The 3,337-nt window shown below is 69.7% G+C and carries 4 protein-coding genes; 3 read left to right on the top strand and 1 reads right to left on the bottom strand.

Annotated elements, in window-relative coordinates; translation table 11 throughout:
* Both ACFZAT_RS33320 and ACFZAT_RS33315 read left to right on the top strand, forming a co-directional pair.
* Positions 1-91: adenosylhomocysteinase (locus ACFZAT_RS33320; RefSeq protein ID WP_391269035.1), on the top strand; the 91-nt coding region annotated here is incomplete at its 5' end.
* 177 nt (positions 92-268) lie between these two features.
* On the top strand, positions 269-880 hold the full coding sequence (locus tag ACFZAT_RS33315) for a hypothetical protein (RefSeq protein ID WP_391269694.1): 612 nt from the start codon (positions 269-271) through the stop codon (positions 878-880).
* 3 nt (positions 881-883) lie between these two features.
* Here ACFZAT_RS33315 and ACFZAT_RS33310 read toward each other — a convergent pair whose 3' ends face one another.
* A complete protein-coding gene (locus ACFZAT_RS33310) occupies positions 884-1,777 on the bottom strand; it encodes an RDD family protein (protein ID WP_391269692.1) in 894 nt (297 codons plus the stop codon).
* 116 nt (positions 1,778-1,893) lie between these two features.
* Between ACFZAT_RS33310 and ACFZAT_RS33305 the strand changes: the two genes are divergently transcribed.
* Positions 1,894-2,901, top strand: coding sequence for a stage II sporulation protein M (locus tag ACFZAT_RS33305; protein ID WP_391269691.1), 1,008 nt, complete (start codon positions 1,894-1,896; stop codon positions 2,899-2,901).
* Positions 2,902-3,337 lie beyond the last annotated feature (436 nt).

Below are 3,337 nucleotides of genomic sequence, written 5' to 3'. Positions count from 1 at the left end.
CGTGAAGCTCACGACGCTCCGTCCGGAGCAGGCTTCGTACATCGGTGTCGAGGTCGACGGCCCGTACAAGCCCGACCACTACCGCTACTGACCCCCTCCCGGCCCGGAACCGGCCGGACCTCGAACGGTCCGGCCGGTCCGGTCCGGCGCCGGGAGCTCAGCGCGGCCCGGACCGACCAGCAGCAGTCACGAACGCAGGCCCCCGCACCCCCGTGTCGGGGGCCTGCGCCGTACCGCACCCGCACGAGCCGAGGACTCGAAGGACCCCATGCCCCGCGGCCGATATTCGCTCCACGACGTTCACGACCACACCCCCCTCGGCGAAGAACACTTCCACTGCGCGCCCGGCCCGTCCGGCTGGCGCTACATCTCCCAAACGACCGCCCCGTCCGGCAGTCACCTGGGATCCGTCGACCTCACCCTCGATGAACTCGGCCGCCCCCTCCGACTCGAACTCCATTCCGCCGACTGGCAGGTCCGCGGTGCCGCCCTGGAGGGCCTCACCTGGGTCCGTACCGATCCGACGGGCACGCACGCCACCGAAGGCAATGTCCGCGCCCACGCCTTCAGCGGCATTTCCCCCGCCTTTCTGGTCGCGACCGCTCGTCTGCTGCGCCTCACCCCCGCTTCCCCCGAGACCCGCGTACGGGTCGTCACCTTCACGGACCCGGTCCTCGCCCCCCGTACCCTCGACCAGTCCTGGGCCCTGGTGAACAGTGAAGCGCACCCCACTGACAACGGCCCCCTGACGGTGGACGAATACCAGGTCAGCGCCCTGGACACGGGCGAACGGCACACGATCCACCTCGCCGGCGACGTGGTGCTCTCCGCCCCCGGTATCGAGCTCGAAGACCTGGAATCCCCGCCTTCCGACCGCTGACCCTCAGGCGGGCGGCACGAACCCGGTGGCAGGCGGACGTCCCGCCCCCTCGTCGGCCGTACCGGCACCGGGACGTACGGCATCTTCGACCGTTCGTACGCCGGTCCGAGGCTCCCGCGCGAACCGCCCCGTACCGGCACCGGCCCGGGCGGTCTCCCACGCCCTGCGCGCGTCCCGTACCTGCCGCTCATGCACCACGGCGGCCAAGTAGGCCGCGGCCGGGACGCCCGGAGGGGGCGGAGCCCCGGTGCGCGCGGCGACCTCCCCGCCGAGCCGCTCCGCCATGGACCTGCCCACGGCAGCGTCGAGCTGACGCATCCGTGTCAGGTACTGCCGTACCGCGACCCACAGCTCGTCCGGAACCGCCGACAGGTCCAGCCCGGCGAACCGCCCGACCAGCCACGGCGGAGGCGGCGGAACGGCCGCGGCCCGTCCCGCCGGCACCCGTTCCCGTACGACCAGCGTCCCCGCGAAGATGTCCCCGAGCCGCCGGCCACGCGCCGAGACCAGCGACGCGACGACGGCGACGACGCCGAACGTCAGCAGGATCTCCACGACCCCCATCGCCCCGCGCACGAGCGCGTGGCGGAACCGGATGGGCCCTCCGTCGTCCCGCACGACCCGCAGCCCGCACGCCAGCTTTCCCGGCGAACGGCCGCGGCTCAGCGTCTCGACCGCGATCGGGCCGCCCACGGGGACCAGCAGAAAGGCGGCGACGGACACCGCGGCCCAGGCGGCGTCGTCCAGTGAGCCACTGGCGAAAGCCAGGCCCAGCGCCACCAGGCCGAAGACCGTAACGACCACGACCAGATCGATGGCCAGTGCGAGGGCGCGGCTCGGCAGTTTCGCCGGCCGGAGCCCCAGCACCACCGCGTCCCCGGTCACGAGTTCACTCATCGCCCCACCCCTCGTCCGCAGGCCCCTGCCCGGCGGGCCCACAGTCTGCCAAGCTGACTCGTGACGCCACAGTCGTACGACCCGGTACGCCCCCATGCCTGGAGCAGCAGCCGACCATGGACCTCGATGTCTTCGTCCACACCCACAGCGTCGAGTGGGACCGGTTGGACCACCTCCTGCGCCGAGGATGTCGGCTGACGGGCGCGGAAGCCGACGAACTGGTCGACCTCTACCAGCGCACGGCGACCCATCTCTCCCTGATCCAGTCCAGTACCTCGGACCCGATGCTCGTCGCGCGACTCACACAGCTGGTGGCGCGCGCCCGTTCCGTGGTGACGGGCACACGCCGTGCCTCCTGGCGCGACGTCGCGCGTTTCCTCACGGCGGGATTCCCCGCCGCGGTCTACCGCTCCCGGCACTGGTGGGTGCCGACCGCCGTCCTCTCGACGCTCCTGGCCGCGCTGATGGGCTGGTGGATCGGTACGCATCCGGAGGTCCAGTCGGCCATCGCGGCCCCGGAGGACCTCCGCCGCATGACGGTTCCGGGCGGCGAATACGAGACGTACTACTCCAGCCATCCGGCGACCTCCTTCGCCGCCCAGGTCTGGACGAACAACGCGCAGGCCGCCGCCATGTGCTTGGTGCTGGGGGCCTTCCTCTGCGTGCCGGTGCTCTGGGTCCTCTTCGTGAACGTGGTCAACCTGGCCGTCGGCATCGGCCTGATGTCCTCGGCGGGGCGCCTCGACACGTTCCTGGGTCTGATCCTTCCGCACGGGCTGCTGGAGCTGACGGCCGTGTTCGTCGCCGCCGGCACGGGGCTGCGCCTCGGCTGGACCGTCATCGACCCGGGCCCGCAGACCCGCCGCGCGGCCCTGGCACAACGGGGACGCGCCGCGCTCGGCATGGCCATCGGCCTGGCGCTGGTGCTGTTCGTCTCCGGCGTCATCGAAGCCTTCGTCACCCCCTCCGGCCTGCCGACCTGGGCCCGCATCTCGCTGGGTACGGCCGCAGAGCTGCTCTTCCTCCTGTACGTCTATGTGCTCGGCGGACGTGCGGCCCGCGCCGGCGAGGCGGGTGACCTGAATGCGGTCGAACGAAGCGCCGAGGTGCCGACCGCCGCCTGATGTGCATCCGGCGTTCCTGACCTGCTAGTCTCCTCTTCGCCCCAAAAAACCGTTGACACGGCGAAGTGGGGGAGGTAGATTTAAACGGTTGCCTCGAACTGGACAAGTTCGGGTTCAGCCAGCTAATATCTATCTCGCTCTCACCGGAAATCGAATTTCCGCAGAGCCATTCGATTCCCACCTTCTGAAGTTGAAGCCGATTAGGTTCGGTCGAAACGCTTCTGATAAAGTCGAATCAGCCGAAAGGCAAGGCCACTTCAACGGCCGCCGGAATCAAATTCGAACCGGAAACGGAACGAAATGAGTCTGGTAAGGTTGGAACCGCCGAAAGGCAAAAGAAAGACCCGCTTCGACCGGGAATCGGACACGAAAGAGTCTGATAGAGTCGGAAACGCAAGACCGAAGGGAAGCGCCCGGAGGAAAGCCCGCAAGGGTG

The organism is Streptomyces sp. NPDC008163, assembly GCF_042956885.1.
Taxonomy (GTDB): domain Bacteria; phylum Actinomycetota; class Actinomycetes; order Streptomycetales; family Streptomycetaceae; genus Streptomyces; species Streptomyces drozdowiczii_A.
The sequence above is the reverse complement of the archived record's forward strand: the minus strand, read 5'-3'. Positions and strand labels throughout refer to the sequence as shown.

Coding starts and splice junctions, on each gene's coding strand:
- ACFZAT_RS33315 (WP_391269694.1), top strand. CDS start 269: ATGCCCCGCGGCCGATATTCGCTCCACGACGTTCACGACCACACCCCC.
- ACFZAT_RS33310 (WP_391269692.1), bottom strand. CDS start 1,777: ATGAGTGAACTCGTGACCGGGGACGCGGTGGTGCTGGGGCTCCGGCCG.
- ACFZAT_RS33305 (WP_391269691.1), top strand. CDS start 1,894: ATGGACCTCGATGTCTTCGTCCACACCCACAGCGTCGAGTGGGACCGG.